This window comes from Pseudoduganella rivuli (assembly GCF_009674485.1).
In the GTDB taxonomy this organism is placed as follows: domain Bacteria; phylum Pseudomonadota; class Gammaproteobacteria; order Burkholderiales; family Burkholderiaceae_D; genus Rugamonas; species Rugamonas rivuli_B.
On sequence record NZ_WKJJ01000003.1, the window covers coordinates 238,695 to 263,980 of the forward strand.

Here is a 25,286-nt window from a genome sequence, read left to right on the forward strand (position 1 = left end):
TGGTCTCCTTATTTGACGCCGAGGCTTTTCTTGGCGTCGTCCAGCAAGTCGGTCTTGACCCAGTCTTTCGCCACCGGCGGCAGGCGCATCTTGCCGGTGCCGAAGCGGGCCATCACGTCGGTGGTGACCTGGATGTGCTGCGCCGTGACGTCATACGTGTAGGGCGAGTTGGCAATCGCATCCTGGAAATCGTCGGCGGTGATCTGGTTCTTGAACAGCGTCTCGCGCACGTATTTTTCCGCCGTCGGTTTGCTGTCGATGAAGGTCTTGGTGGCCAGCACGAAGCAGTTCATGAAGCGGGCCGCCGTGGCGCGGTGGTCCTTGTAGAATTTTTCGCTCATGACCATGGTGCGCACCGGTTCGCCGATCGGCGTGTCGTATGGCTTCATGACTTCCACGCCATAGCCCTTGTTGATGGCTTGCGACGATTGCGGTTCGCTTTGCATGATGGCGTCCAGGTTTTTGCCCATCAGTGCCTGGTTCAAGTCCGCGAACGCAAGGAATACCAGTTGCACGTCCTTGCCAGGCTGGTCCGATGCGGTCAGGCCGGCCTGCGCCATTTCCGCCACCAGCAAGACTTCATGGATGCCGCCGCGCGTGACGCCGACTTTTTTGCCTTTCAAATCCTTGATGGACTTGATGTTGCTGTCGGGGCGCGCGACCAGGCGCGCGCCGCCCTTGGCGAAGCCGGCCACCACGTAAATCGGCGCGCCGTTGGCGCGGCCCTGGATCGCCGCTTCGGACGCGGTGGCGCCGACGTCCAGTTCACCGGCCAGGATGGCTTGCATCACGTCCGGACCCTTGGCGAAGATGTGTTCTTCCACCTTGATGCCGCACTTGGGGGCGATTTCCTTGATGTATGAGACGGCGCCGTAATGGGCGAATTTCAGGTTGCCGAGACGGACCACTTCTTCGGCGCTGGCCGATGTGGCGGCGCAGGCGGCGAGGGCGGCGGCGAGGACGGAATTACGGAAGCGTGACATGCTGGTCTCCTTTTTGGTTGGTATGACCAGACTTAGAGCAGCAAGCGTGCCAGCGCGGTGTGAAATGTTAAGTGCTTGATTTTTATGGAATTGCGCCAGAGGCTATGGCGCGGGTGCGGCGGAAAACCAGAATCCCGCGTGCGGATTTCCGCGTTGGGCGGTTTCCGCGCAGCGGAAGCCGCCCAACGGGAGTCATTGCGCCGGGCTTATGCCAGCTTTTCCGTCCGGTAGTTGTCGACCATCTTGTACTTGGTCGCATAGAAACCGAACGCCAATGCCGTCAGCAGCGCGAAGCCGGCAAAGAAGAACATCTGGAACGTGATCAGGCCAAAGCCGCTGGCGGCGATCTGCCCCAGCACCGCTTCGTTCTTCACGCTGGAATTGACGATCAGCACCCACAGGTTGCCCACGGTGGTGGTCAAAATCCAGAAGCTCATGATCGAACCCTTCATCGATGCCGGCGCCTGGCTGTACGCGAATTCCAGGCCGGTGGCCGAAACCAGCACCTCGCCCATGGTCAGCAGCGCATAGGGCAGCAATTGCCACAGGATCGACATCGGCGTGCCGCCATCCATTTGCAGCTGCACCCAGCCGATCACGATCCAGGCCGCGCCGCTGAACACCATGCCGGCCGTCATGCGGCGCAGCGGCGTCGGTTCGATGCCGAGCTTGCGCAGGGCAGGGAAGAACACCAGGTTGTTCAGGGGGATCAGCAGCATTACGAGGATCGGGTTCACCGCCTGCATTTGCGCCGGCAGCAGCTTGAATTCGAAACCGAACACGGACAGCAGCGGGCTGACCATGTTGTTCGCCTGCAGGACCCACGTCGATGCTTTCTGGTCGAACAGCGACCAGAATGGCGTCACCAGCGCAAACACGATCAGGATGCGCAGCACGGCACGCACGCCTTCCACGGCGAAGTCCGGGTGCAGGCCGCGCGCCCGTTCCAGCTGCATGCCGGTGCCGATGCCGCCGAACGCCAGCAACAGCACCAGCGCCAGGCAGGCGGAAATCACGAAACCCCACGATGGCGCCATGCACAGCGATGCGATCGCGCCGATCACGCCGATGATGGCCACCACCAGGCCGGGACGGCCCTGGCCGGGCTTTTGCGCCAGCAGCGCGGTGCGCGCCACGCGCGTGAACGAATCCGGGTTCGGTGCGGCGGGCGGCACGTGCACGTAACGCTTTTTACCGGCCCAGAAAATCACGGCGGCAATCGCCATCAGCACGCCGGGAATGCCGAACGCCACGGCAGGGCCGTAATTCTTCAGGAACAGCGGCATCAGCAGCGACGCGAAGAACGAGCCGAAGTTGATCGACCAGTAAAACGCGTCGTAGACGACTTTCGCGCGCTTCTTGTTGGTCTTGTCGAACTGGTCGCCGACGAATGCCGACACCAGCGGCTTGATGCCGCCGGCGCCCAGCGCGATGAGGAACAGGCCGAAATAAAAGCCTTGCAGGTTGTCTTCAAAGAACGCGAGGCACGCGTGGCCGGCCACGTAGACCAGGCTCATCCAGAAGATCGTGTTGTATTTGCCATAGAAGCGGTCGGCCAGCCAGCCGCCCAGCAACGGGAAGAAATACACGCCGATCACGAACGTGTGGAACACGTGCTTGGCTTCACTGGCGCGGTCCGCCACGGGAAGAAACAGCAGCAGCGTGCTGACCAGGAACGGGGTCAGGATGTTGCGCATCCCGTAAAAGCTGAAGCGTTCGCAAGCTTCGTTGGCAATGATGAACGGGATCTGGCGGGGCAGCGGACCGTTGCCGGACTCTTGATCCGGAACAGGCGCCGTTTGAACAGCGGGATTGGCCATATAGCCTCCATGGTTTTTCGACTGACCGGGATGCTATGCCGGATGGGTTGCCGTTGGCAACCGGTATATGCAAGTTGTATGAACGCTACGCTTTGTAGTTTTTATGTAGTTTGACTACGGTATGAACATGCTTCAGCTTTGAAAATATTTGAATAAGTCATTGAAAATAAATGGTTTTATACGAAAATTAAGAAATTCAAACCGATTTGAATAAACCAAATGGTTGATGTATATTCTCTACAAACCCAACTCTATGGACGAACCATGACCCAACAACTGTCCCCGAACTGGTGGCGCGAAGCGATCATCTACCAGGTTTATCCCCGCAGCTTCAACGATACCAATGGCGATGGCGTCGGCGATTTGCCCGGCATCACCGCCAAACTGGATTACATCGCGCAACTGGGCGTGGACATTGTCTGGATTTCTCCGTTCTTCAAGTCGCCGATGAAAGACTTCGGTTACGACATTTCCGACTATTGCGACGTCGATCCCCTGTTCGGCACCCTGGCCGACTTCGATGCAATGATCGCCAAGGCGCACAGCCTGGGCTTGAAAATCATGATCGACCAGGTGATGTCGCACACGTCCGAGCAGCACGCGTGGTTCGCGGAAAGCCGCAAGAGCCGCGACAACCCGAAAGCCGACTGGTACGTGTGGGCCGACGCGGCGCCGGACGGCAACCCGCCCAATAACTGGATGTCCGTGTTTGGCGGTTCGTCGTGGCAGTGGGATACGCGCCGCCGCCAGTATTACCTGCACAACTTCCTGGTCAGCCAGCCGGACTTGAATTTCCATAACCCGGAAGTGCAGCAGGCGCACCTGGATTGCCTGCGCTTCTGGCTGGAGCGGGGCGTCGACGGCGTGCGCATGGATGCGTGCAACTTCCACTTCCACGACCGCCAGTTGCGCAGCAATCCGCCGGCGCTGGTGCGCGATACGGCCACCGTCTCGGACGTCAACCCGTACGGCATGCAGGCGCACATCCACGACAAGACCCAGCCGGAAAACGTGGCGTTCCTGCAGCGCATCCGCAAGCTGCTCGATGAATATGGTGCGGTCGCCATTGGCGAAGTGGGCGCGGACGATTCGCTGGCCGTGATGGCGGAATACACGGAAGGCGGCGACAAGCTGCACATGGCCTATAGCTTTAACTTACTCACACCGCAATGCTCGGCCAGGCATATCCGCACGCAGGTGGAACAGTTTGGCGCCCGCGTCAAGGATGGCTGGGCATCGTGGTCGGTTGGCAACCACGACGCGGTGCGTGTGATGACGCGCTGGGGCGGCGACCAGCCGGACCCGGAATTCGCCAAGCTGGTGCTGGCCATGCAACTGTCGCTGAAAGGCACGCCATGCCTGTACCAGGGCGACGAACTGGCGTTCACGGAAAGCGACGTGCCGTTCGAACTGCTGCAAGACCCGTATGGCATCACGTTCTGGCCTGAATTCAAGGGCCGCGACGGTTGCCGTACGCCGATCGCGTGGGAAGCGGCCACCAATGGCGGCTTCACGGAAGGCAAGCCATGGCTGCCGGTCGATGAAAAGCATATCGCCCGCGCCGCGTCCGTGCAGGAGCGCGACCCGCAATCGCCGCTGGCGTTTGCCCGCCGCTTCATCGCATGGCGCCGCACGATGCCGCAGCTGACGCGCGGCGATATCACTTTCTTCGATGCGCCGGAACCGGTGCTGGCGCTGCGCCGCGATGCGGAAGGCGAGCGTTCGGTGCTGGCCGTGTTCAACCTGGGGCGCGACGCGACGACGCTGCCGTTGCCGCAGGCGGCGGGCGCGCAGACGATTACCGACCCGGGCTTGCCAGGCTCGGTGGCAGCGGACGGTACGGTCACGCTGCCACCCTATGGCGCCTGGTTCGGCTACGTGAAATAAATGCGTAGGGCGGTTCGCTTGCGAGCCGCCATGCCGGTGTTGCCGCCAGCGCCGGCAGCACCGCCGCGTAAGGAGTTGTAGTGAATTGCAGGCGGCGCCGGGCTTCATGCAGTGCCGATATGTTAAGCGTCGTATAAATCGGGTATCCTTGCCGGCTTCAAGGGCATTCCCGGCATGAGAATTAAACGAGACGATGAAACAAGCTGAAGCTGACCAAAAAACAAGCCGCACCGCGTTTGCCGACGGTCCGCGCCTGCTGGCCGATATCGGGGCCACCCATGCGCGTTTTGCTCTCCAGACGGGACCGTCCGAGTTCCGCGCCGTACGCGTGCTGAAATGCGATGACTTCACCGGCATCGTGCCGCTGTTGCGCACTTACCTGGCCGATCACCAGGGCATCACGCTGAACCACGCGGCGCTGGCTGTCGCCAATCCCGTCAGCGGCGACTATGTCCGGATGACCAACCGCGACTGGGAATTCTCCACCGATGAAGTGCGCCGCATCCTCGGCTTGCACACGTTATTGGTGGTGAATGACTTCACGGCGCTGGCCATGTCGCTGCCGGGGCTGAAGCCGGCCGACCTGATGCAGGTGGGTGGCGGCAAGCCGGCCGGCAATTCCGTGATCGGCGTGCTGGGGCCGGGGACGGGCCTGGGCGTGTCGGGCGTGATCCCGACCGTGGACGGCTTCGTGACCCTGGGTTCGGAAGGCGGCCACACCAACTTCGCGCCGGCCGACGAACGCGAAATCGCGATCCTGCAATATGCATGGCAAACCTGGCCGCACGTGTCGACCGAGCGCCTGATTTCCGGCCCCGGCATGGAAATCATTTACAAGGCGCTGGCCAAGCGCAATGGCCGCACTGTACGCGACTTGAATGCGCAGGAAATCATGTCCGGCGCGCTGACGGACAAAGACCCGCTGTGCGTGGAAGTGCTGGAATGCTTCTGCGCCATGCTGGGCGGCGCCAGCGCCAACCTGGCCGTGACCCTGGGCGCGTTTGGCGGCATCTTCATCGGCGGCGGCATCGTGCCGCGCATGGGGGACTGGTTTGCGCAATCGCCATTCCGCGCCCGCTTCGAAGCCAAGGGCCGTTTCACCAGCTACCTGTCGGAAATCCCGACCTACGTCATCACCACGCCGAACCCCGCGTTCTATGGCGTGGCGACGATCCTGTCCGAACACTTGCGCGGCCGCAGCGGCGCCAACACGCTGATGGAGCGCGTGCAGCACTTGCAGCACGAACTGACGCCGGCCGAGCAGCGCGTGGCGCACCTGGTGATCGAGCAGCCGCGCCTCGTGCTGAACGAACCGATTGCCGATATCGCGCGCCTGGCCGACGTATCGCAGCCGACCGTGATCCGCTTCTGCCGCTCGATGGGCTTTTCCGGCCTGGCCGACTTCAAGCTGAAGTTTGCCAGCAGCCTGACGGGCGCGATTCCCGTGCGCCACAGCCAGGTGCGCGTGTCCGACAGCACGCACGACCTGAGCGCGAAGGTGATCGACAACACCGTGTCGGCCATCCTGAAATTCCGCGACCAGCTGGACGTGCGCTCGCTGGACAAGGCGATCGCCCTGGTGGCGAAAGCCAAGCGCATTGAGTTTTACGCGATGGGCAATTCGCGCGTGGTGGCGCTGGACGGCCAGCACAAATTCTTCCGCTTCCGCATCCCCACCGCCGCGTATGGCGATTCGCATCTGTTCACGCTGGCGGCCGAGCTGCTGAAGCCGGGCGACGTGGTAATTGCGATTTCCAATTCCGGCAAGCTGCCGGAATTGCTGGAAGCCGTCGATGCCGCCCGCGCGGCCGGCGCGGACGTGATCGCCATTACCACCAGCCAGTCCGCCCTGGCCAAGAAAGCCACCGTGTGCCTGGCGGTCGACCACAGCGAAGACAGTTCCACGTTCCTGTCGATGATTTCCCGCATCCTGCAATTGCTGCTGATCGACATCCTGTCGGTGGGGATTTCGCTGGATGAGCAAAATGCGTCGCTGGTGCTGGAGCACAAGGCGGGGGATGTGCAGGACAGCCGCCGGCTGCTGATTTCGCACCTGGACAGTTGAAAACAGCTGCCCCGGACGCCTGAAAAAAATGCCGCTCAGTTTGCACCGAGCGGCATTTTTCTTGCGTCACGCCGGGATCAGAAGCTGTATCCCACCGCCACGCCCAGTACCCGCGGGTTGAATTTGATATGTGTCTTGCGCTCGATGCTGCCGGTGGTCGCCGTCATGTCCGATTCGACGTCCGCGGCAATCACGCTCAGGCACAGCGACCAGGTCTTGTCGAACTGGTAGTTCACGCCGGCCTGCGCCGCCAGGCCGGTCGACTTGCTCAACTGGATCTTGGTCGGCCCGCCACTGGCCAGGCTGCCGGACGTGGTCGAGGCCGCATCGTAGAAGCGGGTGTAGTTCAGGCCCACGCCGACAAAAGGACGCAGCGCGCTGCCCGCCGCGCCAAAACGGTAGTTCAGGAATGCCGTCGGCGCGGCCTGCTTGACCTTGGCGATGACGCCGAACGGCGCCAGGGTGCCGGCGCCGATCACCTCTTGCCTGGGAGGGACACCCAGCGCCAGTTCGCCATACCAGTGGTCATCGAGGCGGCGCGTGACCGTGATCAGCACCGTGGTGGCGTCCTTGACGTCGATGCCGGCCGGCTGCGGCGTCAGGAAGGCCGGGCCATTGCTGCTCAGGTTGGGCGACTTGGCATTGACGAAGATGTGCGCGGCGCCCAGGCCGATGGTGGTGTCTTGCGCCAGGACGCCGCCCGAGGCCAGGGCCAGGACGGACATGCTTGCGAGGAGTCGGATATTCATTGTCGTTGTGTCCTGAATTAGTGAGCCAGCACGTTCTGGAAGAAGCCGCGCGCAGCGGCCTGGCAGAACGGCGGAACCAGCGAGCCGTGGTAGGCGCTGGCGACCGCGGCCGTCGGGTCGACTTTGGCGGCGACGGCGGCATTGATGGCTGCGGTTTTCGCTTGCGCGAAGCCCACCTTGGCGGCGGCGAATGGATCGCTGGCGCCGGTCGGCGACGAGTCGACGTCGAGCACGGTCAGCGCCGCCGCCGGCAACCCCTTGGCCTGGAAGTAGCCTGCCGTGGCCTGGGTGTTGACGAAATAGACGGTCGGGTCGGCGTTACCGCCGCACAGCATCACCGGTACCGCTGGCACGTAGGTGCGCAGGTCGTTCTTTTTGGCGGCAATGCGGGTGGCAATGGCCGGCGCGCAGTTCAGCGGATCGGCAGGATTCGCGTTGCAGGGATGGGCCTGCGCATCGGCCAGGTAGGCGTTGCGGAAGCTGGTTTTGACCAGGTTGTTGGCGCCGAAGAAGGGCGCGAACGCGGGCGAGGACGGACCCGGCAGCGAGGCGCTGTTGAACAGCGCGGTCTGCGGCAGCTTGCCCGAAGTGAACAGTTCGGTGGTGCTCAGGTCGCCCGGCAGCAGGGTTTCGATCCCGGCCAGGAAGTTCGACTCGAACACTTCGTTCGGGTTGCCGTAGATGTTGCCGTAGGAATTCTGCCAGCTCGAGGTCAGCAGGGGGAAGAACAGGGTGCCGCCCAGGTTCGGGCTGCCTGCCATGATGGCGTCGCTGAACAGGGACATCGCATATGGCCCCGACAGGCCGGCCACCGCCGTGACCTTGAACTCGGACGCGTAATTCAACTGCATCGCGCGCTGGGTCGCCAGCGCCACGTGGCCGCCTTGCGAGTAACCGGTGATCAGGAGTTTGCCGGAATCGGTCGCGCCGATGTTCGGGAACGCCTTGCGCGCCGCGCGCAGCGCGTCGATCATGTCGTTGGCTTGCTGCTCGGCGTTCAGGTAAGGATGGTATTTCAGGGCCGACACGTCGTAGCCGGCGTAGTTGGGGGCCACCACGATGAAGCCCTGGGCCGCGAACATGGCCGCGACCAGCGACGCTTCGCTGTTGTCGCGGATATTGGCCATGTTGAATTTCTTTTCGACGGTGGTGCCGTGCGCGTACAGCAGCACCGGACGGGGGCCGCTGCAGGCCGGATCGGACCCGGACGGGACCATGATGGCGCCGGTGGCGTCGGTCGCTTCATTCTTGCCGCCCACGGTGCCGTATTTCATGTAGTAGTTGGTGATGGCGCACTTCGGCGTGCCGGTCACCAGGGTCGTGCCAGGCTTGGCCGCTTCCAGCATCTTGCCGAACACGACCGGATCGAGCGACTTGACGGCGGTGCCATCGGCTTGTGGTACCGGTACCATATTGGGGGGATTGGCCACCAGGGAACCACGCGTCAGCGTGTTGTCGATGACCGGGCCCGGGTCGCTGCTGCTGCCGCCGCAGGCCGCGAGGACGGCTGCGGCCAGCATGGACAACGCTAAATTGGTATAACGCATTGTGCCTCCTGGCGATATTGTTGTTTGAATCGAACGAGCGTACTATTCGAGAGCTATCAATATGCCAGTGTTTTGACTTGAAGTAAATTAATCTGGATGGCGTTGTTGTAGCGCCGCGCCGTCCTGGTGGAGGGGGGGAGACGATAAGCGGCTTAGTCCGCCTTCGGGCGACCCTGCCGCACGATCAAATCCAGCAGCTTTTGCGCCCCTTGCAGTACGGGCGCGGTCTGCTTGCCGGTGGCAATCGCTTCAAACGCCCCTTGTCCCACATACAGGCCGTCTGACACCAGCGCCGTCAGCCGCACGTCGCCCAGTGACGGCGGCGCCTGGCGGCGACGGGTGCCGACCGGTTGCTGCTTCACCATCCCTTGCGCGGTTTCCACGATTTCCTTGGCTTGCGCGGCGATTTCCGCCGGGTGGCTTTCATAGACGCTGATCGAACCCATGTGGTTGATGTAGCGTACCGTGCCGTCCGCGTAGGCGGCCAGTACGTCCAGTCCCTGTTCCAGCGGCACTTCGATCACCACCCCCAGTGTTTCCTTGGGCGGCACGGGCTGCGCGTTTTCATGCAGCCAGTTATACGCGAGCATCCGTACGCGGCTTTCTTCGTCGCGGTCATCGGCAATCGCCCGCACGACAGTCGGTTCCGTGCCGTCGGCAAACAGCGAGCGGGTGGCGTCGTCCGTGGTCTTGAACAGTGACGCATCGTCGCAGAACAGCAGGTTGTAGACCAGGTTCAGGTCTTCGCGCGCATAGGGCGCGATGGGCCGGTTTGCCCCTCCTTCAGGGGGGGAACCGTCTGCCGCCGCATTGTTCCGGGCAGGCGCGGGCGCGCCGGGTTCGGCAGCAGCCGGCGTGGACTTGAAACCCAGCAGGGCGAGCAATTTCTTGAACATCGGTTATCAAAGCATGCGTGGAATCATCACCATGATACGGCAAGCTGAAGAAAGTGAAAAAAACTCCTTGAAACAGGACTGAAATAGTTTAAGATATATCTTAGTTCGATATATCTTATGGAGGTTTCATGTTTCACCTGTTCAAAGGCCACCGCCATTCCCACCCGCATATGCATGGCCACGGCTTCTTCGGCCACCACCGTGGCGGCGGTGGACGCGGTCCGAAAATGTTTGATTCCGGCGCCATGCGCTATGTCGTGCTGCAACTGATTTCTGAAAAGCCCCGCCACGGCTATGAAATCATCAAGGAGCTGGAAACCCGCGCCGGCGGCAGCTATACCCCCAGCCCTGGCGCCATCTATCCGCTGCTGTCCATGCTGCACGACATGGGCCACGTCTCGATTTCCCCTGACGGTGCGAAAAAATTGCACACGATTACACCGGAAGGGCAGGCGTTTCTCGACGAAAACCGGCAAATGGTGGACGCCATGATGGCGCGCCTGTCGGAACCGGGTGTGGGGGGCGGCGATATCCGCGCCCTGATGCATGCGCTGAAGGAAGCCGTCATCGGCCGCGCACGCGACGGTTCCGCCACCGAAACACGGCTGGAAGCGATCCGCGCTATCCTGCGCAAAGCTGCCGCCGACATCAATGCGCTCGATTGAGGAGGTTTATGACTTTACCCAACAATGAATTAACCCCGGAATTAACCCCGGCCCGCGAACGCATCATCCTGTGGCTGCTGGCGCTGATCCAGTTCACCGTCATCATGGATTTCATGGTCATGATGCCGCTGGCGCCGCAAATGATGGAAGCGTTCCATATCGGCCCGGCCCAGGTGTCGGGCGCCGTTTCCGTCTACTCGTGGTGCGCCGGCGCCTCCGGCTTGCTGGCCATGGCGTATATCGACCGCTTTGACCGCAAACGCCTGATGCTGACGATGTTTGCGCTGTTCTCACTGTCCAACCTGGCGTGCGCCGTGGCGCCGAATTTCCACGTGCTGGTGCTGTCGCGCGCCTTTGCCGGCTTGACCGGCGGCGTGCTGGGTGCGATCGCCATGGCCATCATCAGCGACCTGATTCCGCCGAACCGGCGCGGCGCCGCCACCGGCATCGTGATGACGTCATTCAGCCTGGCCGCCGTGGCCGGTGTACCGGCCGGCGTCATGCTGTCGGCGCACTTTGGCTGGGCATCCGCGTTCTACCTGCTGGTATTGTTTTCCGTGCCGATCTGGTTTATTGCGGCCAGTGTGCTGCCGCCGCTGACCGGACATTTGAAATCGGCGCCGACGCCGCTGGCGCAAGTGCTGCCCGAGCTGGTGGGGATGTTCCGCGTGCCGGCGCATTTGAAAGCGTTTGCGCTGTCCGGTGTGAACATGGTCTCGGGCATGCTGATCATTCCATTCATTTCACCGGTGCTGGTGGCCAATTACGGCATCAAGCCGGCCGAGATCACATGGGTTTACCTGGCGGGCGGGCTGGCGACATTGGTGTCGGCCCGCGTGATCGGCGCCTGGTCCGACCGCGCCGGCAAGCATTATGTATACCGCTGCCTGGCCGGCTTTGCCGTCGTGCCGATGCTGATGCTGACGCACTTGCCGCACTGGCCGCTGTGGGGCCTGGTGCTGTTGTTCCCGCTGTTCATGATGGTGGTGTCGGGCCGTGGCATTCCGCTGCAAGCGTTGCTGACGACCGTGCCGCACCCGTCGCGCCGTGGCGCCTTCCTCAGCGCCAATGCCGCGCTGATGCAGATCGGCACCGGTTGCGGCGCCATGCTGGGGGGATTGATGCTGTCCACCGATGCGGCGGGCCATATCGAAGGGTATGGCACGATCGGCTGGGTGGCGGCCGCGTTGTCGGTGGTGACCTTGCTGTGGGTGAGCAAGGTACAGGGGGCGCAGGCTGCGCAGCCTGCGCGCGGCGCCGCTTGAAGTCGGTTCAGGTTCCAGGGCCGCTGCGTTGCAGCGGCTTTTTTGTTTCGCGCCACTGCGCCAGGCTCAGCACCGTGCCGTCGATATCGTCGTCGACCAGGATGTCGCCGTCTTTCTGGCCGACCAGGAAGCTTTCCCACCGTTGCGCCGTATCGTCGCTGTTTTCAATGAAGCTCAGCTGGTAATAGCGCTTGCCTTCATATTCACGCAATTGGTCATCGTATTCAATGATGGCGCCGTGCGCCTTGCCACCGGACGCTTTTTCAATCTGCTTCGACCACGCCTGCAATTCCGGCAACGCCATCAGCACCGTGACGGCCTGTTCTCGGTTCAGCGCGCCCTTGTGGACTGGCGTCGCCTGCGCGGCCGATTGCGTGGCGGACTGGGCGGCCACCGATGCCTGTATGGCGTCAGCCAGGACGGCCGCCATCGGGGCGGGGCGCGCCGGTGCTTCCGGCTGTTTGTTCCAGTACAGGTAATACCCCAGTAAGCCCGCAGCCAGGAAACCGGCCACAGCGCCAGCGATTGCTGCCGAGGTTGATGAATTCTTGCGCGCTGCCATGGGAATGCCTGTAATGAAAGGGTGCGGCCATACTAAACCATAGCGGAGGGGCGGGGCAACCAGTGCTGGCATTGCATTTCACACGGCCTACACTGAATCCACAGCGCGCGTTGACGCGTATATAGGGAGTAACCAACCTGAAAGGAGTCCATCATGCCTACCCCACTGGAAATTGTGCAGCAAGCCTATGCCGCGTTCGGCCGCGGCGATATCCCCGGATTGATGGAATTTGTCGCCAGCGACATCGACTGGGAATGTGTCGTCCCCGCATCGCTGCCCTATGCGGGCAAGCGCGGCAACCGCGAACAGGTGGCGGCATTCTTTGCCGCGATCCCGCAGGCGGACGATATCCGCGTGTTCGAACCGCGCGAATTCATTGCTGCAGGCGAGCACGTTACCGTGCTGGGCTGGGAGGAAGCCGTCGCGCTCGATAGCGGTAAGCCTTATGGCACCGAATGGGTGCACGTGTTTACCGTGAAAGCAGGCAAGGTGGTGCGCTGGCGCGGCTTTTACAACTCGGCAGCCCGTTATGGCATAGCCTGACACCTGACGCCGGAAAGTAAAAAAGCCCGCAAGGCGGACCTTGCAGGCTTTTGCCGGCTGGCCGGCGCAGTGCCGGCCATCGGAGGCAATTACATCATGCCGTCCATGCCGCCCATGCCACCCATACCGCCCATGCCACCCATGCCGCCGGCTGGCTTGTCTTCCACAACTTCAGCCACCATGCAGTCGGTGGTCAGCATCAGGCTGGCCACGGAAGCAGCGTTTTGCAGTGCCGAGCGGGTCACTTTGGCTGGGTCCAGAACGCCCATTTCCACCATGTCGCCGTAGGTGCCGTTGGCGGCGTTGTAGCCGTAGTTGCCGGAACCTGCCAGCACAGCGTTCACCACGACGGACGATTCTTCGCCGGCGTTTTGAACGATCATGCGCAGTGGCTCTTCCATGGCGCGCAGCACGATCTTGATACCAGCGTCCTGGTCGGCGTTGTCGCCTTTCAGGTTGCTGATCGACGAGCGGGCGCGCAGCAGGGCAACACCGCCGCCTGGCACGATACCTTCTTCAACCGCAGCGCGGGTAGCGTGCAGCGCGTCTTCAACGCGTGCTTTCTTTTCTTTCATTTCAACTTCGGTGGCTGCGCCAACCTTGATCACGGCAACACCGCCAGCCAGTTTGGCTACGCGCTCTTGCAGTTTTTCACGGTCGTAGTCCGAGGTTGCTTCTTCGATTTGAACGCGGATTTGTTTCACGCGAGCCTGGATGTTCGAAGCTTCGCCAGCGCCGTCGATGACGATGGTGTTTTCCTTGCCCACTTCAATACGTTTCGCCTGGCCCAGTTCTGCCAGCGTCACTTTGTCCAGGGTCAGGCCCACTTCTTCAGCAACAACCTGGCCGCCGGTCAGGATCGCGATGTCTTCCAGCATGGCCTTGCGGCGGTCGCCGAAGCCAGGGGCTTTCACTGCGCAGGTTTTCAGGATGCCGCGGATGTTGTTGACCACCAGAGTCGCCAGTGCTTCGCCTTCGATGTCTTCAGCGATGATCAGCAGAGGACGGCCGGCTTTGGCTACTTGCTCCAGGGCTGGCAGCAGGTCGCGGATGTTCGAGATTTTCTTGTCGCACAGCAGGACGAATGGGTTGTCCAGGATGGCAACTTGCTTCTCTTGGTTGTTGATGAAGTATGGCGACAGGTAGCCGCGGTCGAACTGCATACCTTCAACGATGTCCAGCTCGTCGTTCAGCGACTTGCCGTCTTCCACGGTGATGACGCCTTCCTTGCCGACTTTTTCCATGGCTTCAGCGATGCGCTCGCCGATCGATGCGTCGGAGTTAGCGGAAATCGAACCAACCTGGGCGATTTCTTTCGAGGTGGTGCATGGACGGGCGATAGCGGCGATCTGCTCAACGGTCGCAGCAACAGCTTTGTCGATACCGCGCTTCAGGTCCATCGGGTTCATGCCGGCGGCAACGAATTTCATGCCTTCGCGCACGATTGCCTGGGCCAGCACGGTTGCGGTGGTGGTACCGTCACCGGCGTTGTCGCTGGTTTTGGAAGCAACTTCCTTCACCATTTGCGCGCCCATGTTCATCAGCTTGTCTTTCAGTTCGATCTCTTTGGCGACCGACACACCGTCCTTGGTGACGGTTGGGGCGCCGAACGAGCGCTCCAGCACCACGTTGCGGCCTTTCGGGCCCAGCGTGACTTTAACGGCGTTAGCCAGGATATTTACGCCTTCAACCATTTTGGCGCGCGCTGCGTCGCCGAATACTACGTCTTTAGCTGCCATTCTGTATTCTCCTAAATCTGTTCAGTGTAGGTGTTGTGACAAGTATTACTTGTTGACAACAGCCATGATGTCTTCTTCGCGCATTACCAGCAGCTCTTCGCCGTCAACTTTGACAGCCTGGCCCGAGTATTTGCCGAACAGAACGCGGTCACCCACTTTGACTTCCAGTGGACGCACTTTGCCGTCATCCAGCACTTTGCCGTTGCCCACGGCCAGGACTTCGCCCTGGTCTGGTTTTTCAGCAGCAGCGTCAGGAATGATCAGACCGGATGCGGTCTTGGTTTCCTGGTCGAGACGCTTAACGATGACGCGGTCGTGCAATGGACGCAGATTCATACAAAACTCCTTTAGATAGCAATCAAGCAATGGTTGTCATGCTGGTGGAACAGTAACCGGCGTTATCGCCTGGCCACTGCCCCAGAATTCTTGTTAGCACTCTCGTCTAACGAGTGCCAATTATAGGGATGGTGTTTTGGTATTTCAAGGCACGCTTGAAAAAGTATTTTGTTTATGCAACCGGCAGGGTCAGCCGGAAGCACACTTTCCCGGGGCCGGGATCGGCCAATTCCAGGGCGCCGCCATGGGCGCGGGCGATGTCGCGCGCCAGCGACAAGCCCAGTCCGACGCCGGAAACGCGGCGGTTATGGGCCTGGTCGGCGCGGTAAAAGCGGTCGAACAAGCGGTCCCAGTGTTCTGCGGCAATACCTTCCGACGCGTTACTGATGTCGATTTGCCAATGTTGGCCTTCCTCGCGCGCGGTTAATGCGATCCAGCCGCCGGCCGTGCCATATTTGATGGCGTTGCTCACCAGGTTGTGCAGCACCTGGCCCAGCAGTTCCGCATCGCCGTTCACATACAAGTGCTGCGGCAGCTCCAGCCGCACGGCGCGGCTGTCGTCCATCAGGCCGATGTCTTCCGCCAGTTCTTCCAGCAGCGGGGCGAGGTCGGTGCGCGTCATCGGGATGTGCAACTGGCCCGCGTCGGCCCGCGCCAGTAACAGCAGTTTGCGGACGATGGAATCCAGGCGGCGCACTTCGTCCAGCATGTTGGCCAGCCCTTGTTCCAGCGCGGGATCGCTGGCGGCGCGGGCAAAACTGCGTTCCAGTTCGCCTTGCAGGATGGTCAGCGGGGTCTTCAACTCATGGGCCGCGTCGCCGGAAAAGCGTACGGCTTGCTGGTAGCTGCGCTGCAACCGGTCCAGCATGGCGTTGAACACGGTGATCAGTTCGGCAAATTCCCGGTCTTCGTGCTCGGTCGACACGCGCCGGTCCAGGTCGGTGGCATTGATGCGCACCATGACGCGGGTCAGCCGCTCGACGGGACGCATGGCGCCGCCCGCCAGGTACCACGACAGCACGCCGATCAATGCAACCATGCCGGCCAGCGCGCCGGCAAAGCGTCCGAACGAGGCGCGCAGCTGCGCGTTCGACAGGCTGCGGTTGACGCCGATCCATACCGTGACAGGCCCGTCGGTCACGGAACCGACCCGCCAGCTGCGATCGGCACTGTCGAGGGTTTGCAATCCGCTCCCCGCTTGCGGCGCCGGCTGCGGCGCCAGTTCCAGCGGCCAGTCGCTGCTGCGGTACAACTCGCCCGCCTGCGCATGGTGGACCCGCAGGATGGCAAAGCCTTCCGTCGACCCTTCCGGCGCGAAGCCGCTGAAGCTGGCATTGATGTGGGCATCGATGGCGGACCACGGCGCCTGCAAAGTCAGTTGAAACAGCGGGCCGGACAACTGGGCCGCCAGCACGCGGTCGATGATGCCGGCGCGCCGGTGCACGATGATGTAGGCGGTCGACGCATACAGCGCCGTGATGGCGACCAGCGCGATAACGGTCGACACCAGCGCGATGCGCAGGCGGAATGAGCGCAATTGTGGCCAGCGCGCCAGCAGGCGGGCCATCAGCTTGCTGAAGCGGCGGCTCGCCGCGCCGGTCATGGCAAGCCTTCCGGCTTGCGCAAGCGGTAACCGACGCCCCGTACCGCTTCAATCGCCACTTCGTCCGGCAATTCCAGCTTCTTGCGCAGCCGTTGTATGCAGACATCGACCATATTGGTCTGCGGCTCGAAATCGTAGCCCCATACGTGTTCGAGGATTTGCGTGCGGGTATACACGCGTCCCGGCGAGCGCATCAGGTATTCCATCAAATTGAATTCGCGGCTGGTCAACTCGACGGAACGGCCATCGACTTCGGCCACGCGGCTCAGGCGGTCCAGCCGTACCGGGCCGACCGCCAGCATGTTTTGCCGCTCGCCGCTGACCCGGCGCAGCAGCGCATGGATGCGGGCCAGCAATTCTTCGACATAAAACGGCTTGGCCAGGTAATCGTCGGCGCCCAGGTTCAATCCTTGCAGGCGGTCGTCCAGTTCATTGCGGGCAGTCAGCAGGATCACGGGCGTATCGCGTCCTTCGCGCCGCATGGCTTTCAGGATAGACAAGCCGTCGCGCCCGGGCAGCATGATGTCGAGCAGCACCACGTCGTAATCGCGGCTCAGCGCATAGTCATAGCCCTGGTTGCCATCTTCGCAATGCTCGACCAGGAAGCCATGTTCGCGCAATCCCGCGCAGACAAAGCTGGCAATGCGTTGTTCGTCTTCAATCAATAAGGCTTTCATTAGAGTATTGTCCCGGCCGCCCGGAACTCCGTCAACGTGGCTGGGGAAAAATGACAAAGCTGTAATCTTCCAGTAATGCGTCTTGTCATCTTCGGTTGTTTTAATGCAAGTGTATTAAAACCTTCGGAAAGGAAGACACAATGGGTTTCGGCAGCTGGATCAAGAAAAATATCGTAAAACCCATCGAAAAGGTGGTCGACAAGGTTGGCGACGCCGTCAAGGACATGGGCGACGATTTCAACAGCATCGGCAGCGCCTTCGAGGAAGTCGGCAAGGACATGACCGCCGCAGCCAAGAAAATCGTCGAACTTGGCTATACCAAGAAAAGCCTGGGCAATGGCGACAATAGCTACACCGCCAGTTCGCTCGGCGCCAATATCATCCACGGCGAAGGCGGCAACGACAACATCACCGTCACGGCGGGCGCCTACAACAATATCTACGGCGACGACGGCAACGACACCCTGACCATCAAGGTTGGCGGCTATAACGTGGTGGACGGCGGCAACGGCAACGATACCATCAATATCAACGTGGGCATTTATAACAAGGTGCTCGGCGGTAATGGCGACGACAAGGTCACGATCGCGGCCGGTGCGGCGGCCGACGTCGACCTGGGCGAAGGCAACAACACCCTGTCCGTCAACTCGGCCTATAACGAGATCGACGGCGGCAACGGCAACGACAACGTTACCGCCAACGGCGGCTGGAACGACATCGAACTGCGTGGAGGCAATAACACCGTGGTGGCCAATGGCGGTTCCAACAAGGTCACCACCACCGGCGACGGCCACGACAACATCACCGTCAACGGCGGCTCGAACACCGTCGATGCGGCCCACGGCAACAACACCGTGACGGCAGGCGGCGCGTCGAACGTCATCAACACCGGTAACTGGGATGACGTCGTCACGGCCGATGGCGCCAGCAACGTCATCAACACCAATGGCGGCGCCGACCGCATCACCGTCAAGGCTGCCAACAACCAGATCAACGCCGGCGAAGGTAACAACACGATCAAGGCAGAAGGCGGCCGCAACAAGATCACGGCAGGCGGCAATGACGACACCATCACCGCGGACGGCGTCTCCAACGAGATCAATGCCGGCCATGGCAACAACAACGTGACCTTGAATGGCGCCAGCAATGTGCTCAACGCCGGCGATGGCGCCGACCGCGTGGTCGCCAATGCGGCATCGAATGTCATCAATGTCGGCAACGGCAATAACAACGTGACGGTGAATGCCGCGTCCAACGTGGTCACCACCGGCAACGGCGCCGACAAGGTCGACGCCAAGGGCGGCTCCAACGTCATCAACAGCGGCGCCGGCAACGACAATGTGACGGCCATCGGCGGCTTGAATGTGGTCAATGCCTCCGACGGCAACGACACCGTGCTGGCGCTGGGCGGCGGCAACGGCGTCAACGCCAACGACGGCAACGACACCATCATCGCCGGCGGCGGCGCCAACGTCATCGTCGATGGCGGCGGCAGCAGCACCGTGGTGGCGGGCGGCGCGGTCAATATCGTCTACACCGGCGGCGCCAACAACAAGGTCGGCGCGCTGGGCAACACCAATGCGCTGATCAGCAACCAGGGCGGCAACCTGCAGGCGGCCGTCGGCATGAACAATGTCGTCATCGCCAACGGCAGCGGCAACACCACGCTGGGCCTGGGCGCGGGCAACCTGATCGCCACGGCGGTTGGCGGCAATACCACCGTCGCGCTCGGCGGCACCAACGTGGTGCTGACGGAACTGGGCGGCATGGTCAAGGCGGCCACGGGCGGCCTGGGCAAGGTGCTGGCCGACGTCATGCCAAATAAGGACGCCGCCAAGGCCGTCACCAACGCCACCGCCAAGCTGACGGCTGCCATCAACAGCGGAGCGGGCGCCGACACGGTGGTGGCGGCGGGCGGCAACAACGTGATTTACACGGGCGCCGGCAAGGATGTCGTGACGGCGGCAGGCGGCAACAATATCGTGCTGGCCAACGGCGGCGACAACGTCACCACGGCGATCGGCGGCAACAACATCGTCGTCAACACCGCAGGCAACAACGTGGTGACGGCGGCCGGTTCCAACAACGTGCTGGTGACGGGCCTGGGCGAAGGCGTGGCCGATGTCAGCGCCAAGCTGGGCAGCGCGGCCGGCGGCGTTACCAAGGCGGTCACCACCTTCATCGGCAATACGCTGGCCAACACGGCGGGCAACGACGTGGTGACGGGGATCGGCTCGACCAACGTGGTGTACACGGGCGGCGGCAATGACGTGGCCACCACCATCGGCGCCAACAACGTGGTGTGGAGCGGCACGGGTAACGACGTGGTCACGGCGATCGGTGCGCGCAACGTGCTGTGGGGCGACGCCGGTGCGGACACCATCACGGCCGCCGGCGCCAACAACTTGCTGGCTTCGGGTAATTACGCGGAAATCGGCGCGACCGCCGTGGGCCTGGTCGATTCCATTACCGCCGGTGTGGCCGCCACCGACCTGGTATCGAAAGCGGGCCTGGCCGGTGCTGCATCGGCCCAGACCGGCCGCGACACCATGACGGCGTTCGGCAAGAACAATGTGCTGGTGGGCGGCAGTGCGGCCACTACGGCGACCGCACTGGGTGTCAACAACCTGATCGTGACGGGCGCGTCCAGCGACGTGGTGACCTCGGTCGGCAGCAAGGCCGGCATCGTCACCGGCGCGGGCAGCGACGTGGTGACCGCGATCGGCACCTATGACGTGATCGTGGCGGGCGAGGGTAACAACGTGGTGACGGCGCTGGGCAAGGCCAACATCATCGAAGGCGGCAGCGGTGACGATGTGCTGACGGCGCTGGCCTTTGGCTCGGCCACCAAATCCGTCAATGCCAACGGCAACCTGGTGGTGGCCGGTGACGGCAACAACGTCATCACCACGGTCGGCGTCGACAATGGCGTCATCAGCGGCGGCGGCAAGGACGTGCTGGTAATGGTGTCGTATGGCGGCTCCAACACCAAGACCACCACCACGCAACCGGAAGGCTCGCAGCAAACCACCACCAGCAACACCACCGGCAGCGTGCAGCTGAACGTGGGCTGGACCGGCGGCGGCAATGACACGGCGGTCGTCTACGGCGACCACAATGTGGTGCTGGCCGACAGCGGCGACGACTTCCTCGTCGTGGTCAACGCGGGCAGCAAGCTGTCGTACAGCAGCACCACCACGCAAGCCATCGAAGGTTCCGACAAGGCGCAGACCACCAGCAGCACCAAGGTCAGCCTCGATACCGGCATGAACTTCGTGCACGCGGGGAATGGCAACGACACCATGATCCTGGCCGGCACCACCACCATCGGCATGGGTGGCGCGGGTAATGACTTGATCGTCTCGTCGGGCCAGAACAATATCGCGGTGGGCGGCGCCGGCAACGACACCATCATCGGCCTGGCGGAAATCACCGTGTTCAACGCGGCCGAGGCGCTGGCGGAAAACGATTACGAATCCGCCGGCGACTGGGTGGGGGCGGCCATGAACGCCAACTTCATCCGCTCCCAGTATGGCGCGTTGTCGAAAGGCGACTTGTCGAAGCTGAACCTGGTGGGCAATGTGATCGTGGGCGGTGATGGCGACGACACCATCTTCGCCACCAACGCCGGCACCTACGTGGGCGGCGGCAATGGCAACGACACCATGATGGGGATGGGCTGGGGCGTGATCGACCATCTGCTGGTCGGCAAAGCCAACACGCTCAACGCCGCGTGGACCGACGCCGGCAAAGGTTTTGACGCCATCACGAAGTACCTGAATACGACGATGACCGATGAAATCACCAAAGGCTGGAATGGCATTGCCGCCTCGATGAAGTCGGAACTGGACAAGGCCACGACCAGCGCGGGCAAGCTGGTGGACAGCATGAACAGCGCGGGCAACGCGGCGGTATCGGCCATTACCGGCGCCACCGGCTTGTCGTCGGCGGACTTCGATATCGCGTCGCCATTAAAGACGGCCCTCAAAGACGGCAAGAGCGGCCTGGATTCCGCGATCAACGGCATCACCACCGGCGTCAGCTACGTGGCGGATGCGGACGTGGGCAGCGCGCTGAGCACGTCGGTGGAGTGGCTGGGCGATGCATTGAAGACGGCGTCGAACGCCAGCGGCGACGGCGTCAACTGGCTGGGCAAGTACCTGGGCATCGATACCCACCTGTCCGAATTCAAGGGCGCGGACTTCTTCATCGCCGGTTTCCTGGCCTATACGCTGGGCTACAAGTACGCGGGCAATAACCGCCTGTGGGGCGGTGCGGGCGACGACACCTTATATAGCGGCATGGGCAACGATGACTTGCACGGCGGCGCCGGCAAGGATACCTACGTGATGTCGATGGGCGACGGCAAGGACACGGTGCACGATACGTCGGGCAGCGGCGATGTGCTGAAGTTCACGGCCAACAAGGTGTTCTCGACGGTGACGATGAGCGCGGACAACGTGAAAGCCAACATCGATGGCAGCAACCTGGTCATCAATTACGTCAGCGGTGGCAAGTCGTATGCGCAATTCACCATCGAGGATTATGCGAAAGGCAGTTTCAGTGAGCTGGACCTGGTTGACGCATCCGGCAAGCAGGTTGCCGCGCTGTCGATGGCCGACCTGATCGCCCATGCGGACCAGGGCAGCAGCCCGTACGACATGGCGTCCGGTTGGACGGTCGACCGTTTGCACACGTTTGCCGACTTGTTGCAGGCGTCGATTACCGGTGGTTCCGCCGGCGTGCAACTGGTTGGTGTCAGCAACAGTTAAGCAGGTTGTTATGACGATTCGCCATCTTCAGCGTCATGAGGATGGTGAATCTCCGTTATCATTTTGTTTACATATTCGAATGAAGGTTCGAATATGCGCATCATGCACGTGTGACGGTTGACGTGGCTTTGCAAGGCGTCCTATAGTGGCGGGATGATTTCAGATTTCCAAGAACTTTCCGATAAGATCGACCAACTGGCCGAAATGACGATGGCGCTGCGCCGTGAAAACGCGGAACTGCGCCAGCGTAATGTCGCGCTCGCGGCGGAAGCACAGGCTTATCAATTGCGCCTGGCTGAGGCGTCGCGCCGTGTGTCGGCACTGTTGGCGCAGATCCCGCCCGATCAGGCCGAGGCCGAGCCGCAACCCCAGAGTGAACCCCAGTGATTCAAATTGACGTGACCATCATGGGCCAGCCCTACAAGCTGGCTTGCAAGGAAGAGGAAGAGCGTGCGCTGCGCGAAGCAGCGGCCTTCCTCGATAAAAAGATGACGGGCATCCGCGACGCAGGCAAAGTCAAAGGCAATGACCGCATCGCCGTGATGGCTGCGCTCAGCATGGCGGCGGAATTCCTGTCGTCCAAGGCGCCATCCGGCCCGCTGTCCGACATGTCCATGCTGGAAGTGCAGGAAAAGATCGCGGCCATGCACAAAGTCCTCGACAGCGCACTGACGCCGCAAGAAATTCTGTTCTGACGCATGTTTCCTCTTTCCTGATTGCGCAAGGAGGAGTAAACTCCGTCTCACCCTGCGGTGTTCGTGGATGCCTTATATTCCTTGAACCATTTGTTTGCACCGGTCGCGGGAATTTGTTTGATGGGAGTGAGCGTCGCTAGCCCGATGAACCCGAAATTGAACTAACTGTGACCACCTGAGCCGTTAGGTTCGGGATGCCGGCATAGCGGCACAGGCGGGGCACTTATTCCCATAAGAAGCGGTTGAGCATCATCGATGCGCAGCCGCTTTTTTTCGTCCAAAGGAAACCGCATGGCTTACTGGTTGATGAAATCCGAACCCGATGAAGTCAGCATCGACGATGCGCTGGCCGCCCCCAAACAGACCGTGCCCTGGTTCGGCGTGCGCAACTACCAGGCCCGCAACTTCATGCGCGATGGCATGCAGGTCGGCGATGGCGTCTTGTTCTACCACTCCAGCTGCCCCGAGCCCGGCATCGCGGGCCTGGCGGAAGTGGCCAGCACCGCGTATCCGGACGATACGCAATTCGATCCGGCCAGCCACTATTACGATGCGAAGTCCAAGCGCGAAGAACCGCGCTGGGTCATGGTCGATGTGAAGGCGGTGCGCAAGACCCGCCTGCTGTCGCTGGCGGAACTGCGCACGATTCCTGAACTGGAAGACATGGTGGTGCTGCAGAAGGGTAGCCGTTTGTCGATCACGCCGGTGACGGCGGGGCAGTGGAAGACCTTGCAAAAGCTGCTGAAGTAAGCGGTTGACGTATGCGGCCTATGCGGCGGAGGGCGCGCCCGCGTACACCTGCTTCTTGTAAGACCACGCCAGCATCAGCAGCGCGCCGACAATCATCGGCAGCGACAGCATCTGGCCCGACGACACGTCGATACCGGCGACATTGATGCTCCAGTCGGGCGTGCGGAAGTATTCCGTGAAGAAGCGCGCGCAGCCATACAGCAGCACGAACAGCCCGCCCACGGCCAGCCGCGGACGGGCCTTGCGGGCAAAGGGCCAGACGATAACGAACACCAGCAGGCCGTCGACCAGCATCTGGTAAATCGGCGACGGATGGCGCGGCAAGGCGTCGACATTCGGCCAGATCATCGCCCACGGCAAGGTGTCCGGCGCCACGCGGCCCGGCAATTCCGCATTGATGAAGTTCCCCATGCGGCCGCACGCATAACCGAGCGGCACCAGCGGCGCGATGAAGTCATACACGTCCAGCACGTTGAAGCCTTGCTTGCGCGCCCACAGCCACATGGCAAACAGCACGCCGAGGAAGCCGCCGTGGAACGACATGCCGCCATTCCACACGGCGAAGATTTGCAGCGGGTTGTGGAAGAAGTAGTCGGGACGGTAAAACAGCACTTCCCCCAGGCGGCCGCCCAGCACCACGCCCAGCATGCCGTAAAACAGCATGTCGTCCAGGTGCTGGTTGGTCCAGCCCTGGCGGGCAATGTGCGGCTGTTTGATCCGCACGCGCCCCAGCAGGATGAACAGCGCGAACGCCAGCACGTACATCAGGCCATACCAGTGGATCTTGACAGGCCCCAGCGCGAGGGCGACGGGATCGGGCATCGGGTGGATCAGCATGCGATATTCTTTCGTAATAATTCCAGGAAGCCCTGCAGCACGGGCGACGGATTGTCGCGGCGCCAGGCCAGGCCGGTTTCGACCAATGGTGTCGGGTCGGCCAGCGCCCGGTATTCTACGCCGGGGCGCATCAAATTCGACACGGATTGTGGCACAAGCGCGATGCCCATGCCAGCCGACACCAGGCTGACGATGGTTTGCATCTGGATCGCTTCCTGCCCGATGGCCGGCGTCAGTCCCGCCGCGCGGAACACGGACAGGATGGCGTCATACAGGCCGGGCGAAATCGAACGGGGGAAGATAATCAGCGGCAGCGTGGGCAAATCCTTCAGCGCCACCTTGCCCCGTTTCGTGATCAGTCCCAGTGGCGCGGCCAGCACCAGCGGTTCCTTCAGCACGGGCAGATAATCGAGGTCGGATTTCGCCTTGTCCGGCAGCGGCGGAATCAGCAAGCCCGCATCGATCCTACTGCGCAGCAAATCTTCCAGCTGCAAGTCCGACGTGGCTTCCTGCAGCGCGATCTGCACTTGCGGATAGGCGGCGCGGTACGCGCGCAGGAACGGCGGCAGCACGCTGTAGTCCGCCGACGACACGAAGGCCAGCGCCAGGCGTCCGCTTTCGCCGGACGCGGCGCGCTGCACCAGCGCCGGCAATTCCTGCGCCTGCGCCAGCAGGCGGCGCGCTTCCGGCAACAGGGCGCCACCGGCCGGCGTCAACGCCACGCCGCGGCGGTTGCGGTCGAACAGCGGCGCACCCAGCATGTCTTCCAGTTGCGCGATGGCTTGCGACAGCGGCGGCTGCGTCATGTGCAGGCGCTGCGCGGCTTTGCCGAAGTGCAGTTCTTCGGCCACCGTGACGAAGTAGCGCAACTGCCTCAACTCTATGTTCATATGGG

General features: G+C 62.1%; 21 protein-coding genes and 1 other RNA gene. 10 read left to right on the plus strand and 12 right to left on the minus strand.

Annotated features, from left to right (window positions below; genetic code table 11):
• Window positions 1-8: 8 nt before the first annotated feature.
• Window positions 9-983: an ABC transporter substrate-binding protein gene (locus tag GJ700_RS05920; RefSeq protein WP_154371735.1), complete on the minus strand. Its 975-nt coding sequence runs from the start codon at window positions 981-983 to the stop codon at window positions 9-11.
• Between the two features lie 206 nt (window positions 984-1,189).
• Window positions 1,190-2,803 carry a POT-type proton-dependent oligopeptide transporter gene (locus GJ700_RS05925; protein ID WP_154371736.1) on the minus strand — a complete coding sequence of 538 codons (1,614 nt, stop codon included), beginning with the start codon at window positions 2,801-2,803 and terminating at the stop codon, window positions 1,190-1,192.
• A gap of 264 nt (window positions 2,804-3,067) precedes the next feature.
• Between GJ700_RS05925 and GJ700_RS05930 the strand changes: the two genes are divergently transcribed.
• Window positions 3,068-4,690: an alpha-glucosidase gene (locus GJ700_RS05930; protein WP_154371737.1), complete on the plus strand. Its 1,623-nt coding sequence runs from the start codon at window positions 3,068-3,070 to the stop codon at window positions 4,688-4,690.
• Between the two features lie 193 nt (window positions 4,691-4,883).
• Window positions 4,884-6,755 carry a glucokinase gene (locus tag GJ700_RS05935; RefSeq protein ID WP_154371738.1) on the plus strand — a complete coding sequence of 624 codons (1,872 nt, stop codon included), beginning with the start codon at window positions 4,884-4,886 and terminating at the stop codon, window positions 6,753-6,755.
• Between the two features lie 77 nt (window positions 6,756-6,832).
• Here GJ700_RS05935 and GJ700_RS05940 read toward each other — a convergent pair whose 3' ends face one another.
• The 3 genes from GJ700_RS05940 to GJ700_RS05950 all read right to left on the minus strand — a co-directional run bounded on the left by GJ700_RS05940 (window position 6,833) and on the right by GJ700_RS05950 (window position 9,947).
• Window positions 6,833-7,504, minus strand: a complete 672-nt coding sequence (locus tag GJ700_RS05940) for an OmpW/AlkL family protein (RefSeq protein ID WP_154371739.1) — start codon at window positions 7,502-7,504, stop codon at window positions 6,833-6,835.
• Window positions 7,505-7,521: 17 nt separating this feature from the next.
• Window positions 7,522-9,051 (minus strand): alpha/beta hydrolase family protein, encoded by a 1,530-nt coding sequence (locus GJ700_RS05945; protein ID WP_154371740.1) that lies wholly within the window; start codon window positions 9,049-9,051, stop codon window positions 7,522-7,524.
• 152 nt (window positions 9,052-9,203) lie between these two features.
• Window positions 9,204-9,947 (minus strand): hypothetical protein, encoded by a 744-nt coding sequence (locus GJ700_RS05950; RefSeq protein WP_154371741.1) that lies wholly within the window; start codon window positions 9,945-9,947, stop codon window positions 9,204-9,206.
• Window positions 9,948-10,075: 128 nt separating this feature from the next.
• Here GJ700_RS05950 and GJ700_RS05955 point away from each other — a divergent pair, with 128 nt between their 5' ends.
• A complete protein-coding gene (locus tag GJ700_RS05955) occupies window positions 10,076-10,612 on the plus strand; it encodes a PadR family transcriptional regulator (RefSeq protein ID WP_229506830.1) in 537 nt (178 codons plus the stop codon).
• Between the two features lie 8 nt (window positions 10,613-10,620).
• A complete protein-coding gene (locus tag GJ700_RS05960; protein ID WP_154371742.1) occupies window positions 10,621-11,877 on the plus strand; it encodes an MFS transporter in 1,257 nt (418 codons plus the stop codon).
• Window positions 11,878-11,884: 7 nt separating this feature from the next.
• On the opposite strand, the gene GJ700_RS35250 is transcribed toward GJ700_RS05960, so the two are convergent.
• Entirely contained in the window at window positions 11,885-12,439 is a 555-nt protein-coding gene (locus GJ700_RS35250) for a hypothetical protein (RefSeq protein ID WP_229506831.1), read from the minus strand.
• Between the two features lie 153 nt (window positions 12,440-12,592).
• Here GJ700_RS35250 and GJ700_RS05970 point away from each other — a divergent pair, with 153 nt between their 5' ends.
• Window positions 12,593-12,982 carry a nuclear transport factor 2 family protein gene (locus tag GJ700_RS05970; RefSeq protein ID WP_154371743.1) on the plus strand — a complete coding sequence of 130 codons (390 nt, stop codon included), beginning with the start codon at window positions 12,593-12,595 and terminating at the stop codon, window positions 12,980-12,982.
• An 89-nt stretch (window positions 12,983-13,071) separates the two neighbouring features.
• Here the strand turns inward: GJ700_RS05970 and groL are convergent, their stop codons facing one another.
• From groL to GJ700_RS05990, 4 genes are all read right to left on the minus strand, one after another.
• Window positions 13,072-14,721 (minus strand): chaperonin GroEL, encoded by a 1,650-nt coding sequence (gene groL / locus GJ700_RS05975; RefSeq protein WP_154371744.1) that lies wholly within the window; start codon window positions 14,719-14,721, stop codon window positions 13,072-13,074.
• Between the two features lie 45 nt (window positions 14,722-14,766).
• Complete coding sequence (groES, locus tag GJ700_RS05980; RefSeq protein WP_154371745.1) at window positions 14,767-15,057, minus strand: co-chaperone GroES; 291 nt, start codon at window positions 15,055-15,057, stop codon at window positions 14,767-14,769.
• Window positions 15,058-15,229: 172 nt separating this feature from the next.
• Window positions 15,230-16,660 (minus strand): sensor histidine kinase, encoded by a 1,431-nt coding sequence (locus GJ700_RS05985; RefSeq protein WP_229506832.1) that lies wholly within the window; start codon window positions 16,658-16,660, stop codon window positions 15,230-15,232.
• Complete coding sequence (locus GJ700_RS05990) at window positions 16,657-17,337, minus strand: response regulator transcription factor (RefSeq protein WP_154371746.1); 681 nt, start codon at window positions 17,335-17,337, stop codon at window positions 16,657-16,659. Before GJ700_RS05990 ends, GJ700_RS05985 begins: the two co-directional genes overlap by 4 nt.
• Before the next feature lie 140 nt (window positions 17,338-17,477).
• Here GJ700_RS05990 and GJ700_RS05995 point away from each other — a divergent pair, with 140 nt between their 5' ends.
• The 5 genes from GJ700_RS05995 to GJ700_RS06015 all read left to right on the plus strand — a co-directional run bounded on the left by GJ700_RS05995 (window position 17,478) and on the right by GJ700_RS06015 (window position 23,554).
• Entirely contained in the window at window positions 17,478-22,109 is a 4,632-nt protein-coding gene (locus GJ700_RS05995) for a beta strand repeat-containing protein (protein ID WP_154371747.1), read from the plus strand.
• 153 nt (window positions 22,110-22,262) lie between these two features.
• A complete protein-coding gene (locus GJ700_RS06000; RefSeq protein WP_154371748.1) occupies window positions 22,263-22,496 on the plus strand; it encodes a hypothetical protein in 234 nt (77 codons plus the stop codon).
• Window positions 22,493-22,804 carry a cell division protein ZapA gene (locus GJ700_RS06005; RefSeq protein ID WP_371867846.1) on the plus strand — a complete coding sequence of 104 codons (312 nt, stop codon included), beginning with the start codon at window positions 22,493-22,495 and terminating at the stop codon, window positions 22,802-22,804. The genes GJ700_RS06000 and GJ700_RS06005 overlap by 4 nt, the downstream gene beginning before the upstream one ends.
• Window positions 22,805-22,850: 46 nt before the next feature.
• Window positions 22,851-23,029, plus strand: a non-coding RNA gene (gene ssrS, locus GJ700_RS06010) — 6S RNA.
• Window positions 23,030-23,095: 66 nt separating this feature from the next.
• Window positions 23,096-23,554: an EVE domain-containing protein gene (locus GJ700_RS06015; RefSeq protein ID WP_154371749.1), complete on the plus strand. Its 459-nt coding sequence runs from the start codon at window positions 23,096-23,098 to the stop codon at window positions 23,552-23,554.
• Between the two features lie 18 nt (window positions 23,555-23,572).
• Here the strand turns inward: GJ700_RS06015 and lgt are convergent, their stop codons facing one another.
• Together lgt and GJ700_RS06025 are read right to left on the minus strand one after the other, a co-directional pair.
• Window positions 23,573-24,391 carry a prolipoprotein diacylglyceryl transferase gene (gene lgt / locus GJ700_RS06020; protein WP_154371750.1) on the minus strand — a complete coding sequence of 273 codons (819 nt, stop codon included), beginning with the start codon at window positions 24,389-24,391 and terminating at the stop codon, window positions 23,573-23,575.
• A complete protein-coding gene (locus tag GJ700_RS06025; protein ID WP_154371751.1) occupies window positions 24,385-25,281 on the minus strand; it encodes a LysR family transcriptional regulator in 897 nt (298 codons plus the stop codon). The genes lgt and GJ700_RS06025 overlap by 7 nt, the downstream gene beginning before the upstream one ends.
• Window positions 25,282-25,286 lie beyond the last annotated feature (5 nt).